At 28.2% G+C, this 1,512-nt stretch carries 1 protein-coding gene and 2 pseudogenes; all 3 read right to left on the reverse strand.

Annotated elements, in window-relative coordinates:
- Positions 1 to 271, reverse strand: a 271-nt coding sequence (locus ACZ267_RS12575) for a YSIRK-type signal peptide-containing protein (RefSeq protein ID WP_463680330.1), incomplete at its 3' end; no start/stop codon positions are given.
- Between the two features lie 247 nt (positions 272 to 518).
- Positions 519 to 720: pseudogene (locus ACZ267_RS12580) on the reverse strand (cold-shock protein).
- Between the two features lie 437 nt (positions 721 to 1,157).
- Positions 1,158 to 1,247, reverse strand: a pseudogene (locus ACZ267_RS12585) (type I toxin-antitoxin system Fst family toxin); the annotation flags it as partial.
- Positions 1,248 to 1,512: the final 265 nt, after the last annotated feature.

Genomic DNA, 1,512 nt, shown 5'->3' on the forward strand with positions numbered 1-1,512 from the left:
TTTTTTGTGGTGCTTCACTTGTTGAATCGTCATTTGTTGCTTCTTCTTTTGCTGGTGTTTCTTGTGGTGCTTCACTTACTGAATCTTCATTTGTTGCTTCTTGAGAAACACTTTGTGTTTCATTTTGCTCTGCTGCATGTGCCTCATTGTTAATTCCAAACAATAAAGTTGCTCCAACTAAAATAGAAGCCGTACCGACCGAAAATCTTCTAATTGAGTATTTGTTCAATTTGTTTGGTAAAAAATCTAATCTTTTCTTTGATTTTTTCAAAAAATCACTCCTCTTATTTTAATATAATCGCAAATATATCAAGCCCTTTTGATATGTAAGCAATCTATTCTATTGTAATTAATATTTTTCCAAAATACAACATTGATTTTTTCATTAAAAATTATTTTTATTAAATTAAATTTGTTGATATGTATAGTTAAAAAATGAATATATTATTATAATAAAAAATAGTTCGTTAATCAAAAAAGCACTTAATCACAACGGATTAAATGCTTTGAAATTCAACCTACATCGCTACGACATTTGTTGCTTGTTCCCCACGTTGACCTTCAACGATATCGAAATCAACATTATTGATCTTCTTCTAAAGTTTTATAGCCTTCTCCAACAATACCAGAGTAGTGAACGAAAACGTCATTCCCATTATCTCTTTCGATGAAGCCAAAACCTTTTTCTGCGTTAAACCATTTTACTGTACCGTTATTCATATAGAATACCTCCACGTGCTTTTGCACATAATATTTGTAACAAATTCATAACTAAAAAAGAGGATATTCAAATAAACACACTACAATTTAATTCACGATCTTTGATTACGTTAGATTAACTATAGGCTTAATTATGTTATAAGTACAGAACTATTTTGAATTTGTGTTGATTTTAATAATAATTCATATAAATATTTGATTTATATTTATGCTTTAAGATTACTCTCAAATCTTTAAAATATTTCTTAAGGTTCAAAATAAAGAGATTTTATTTTGAATCTATTTTTATAATAAAAAAGCTATTCACTAAATTTTAGCAAATGACTTTTGGAAGTCCTATGTACAAAATCAAGTTAACTGAAATATAAGATATTTATATAATACCACATTTTTAGGTAAAACAGTTGTGTAAATATAACTAAAATTTCGATTAATTTTTTATTGCATTTACTTAGCCAATGAGTAAAAAACGCAATGGCACAGCCACTGATGACTGGCGCTATGATGTGAACGAAAATAAGTATCACTTTATACACCTCCTCTCTGCGTCTGAATTGACGACTGAGAGATAGGCGACCTTTATATTATACCATCTGTAATGGATGAGTTACAGATAACTTCCGATAAGCCATCTTATTTATATAAAACCTATATTATCATCGTGGTCAAAATTGACGGACTTGCTATTTATCTTAAATTCTCTTTTATTTTTTTACATTTATTCGATAACTTTGACAAAAAGATGCAAAATCAATTTACCTCTTTTACTTTTACCATTGACTAATCATAGAT

Source organism: Staphylococcus sp. AC872 (genome assembly GCF_979255425.1).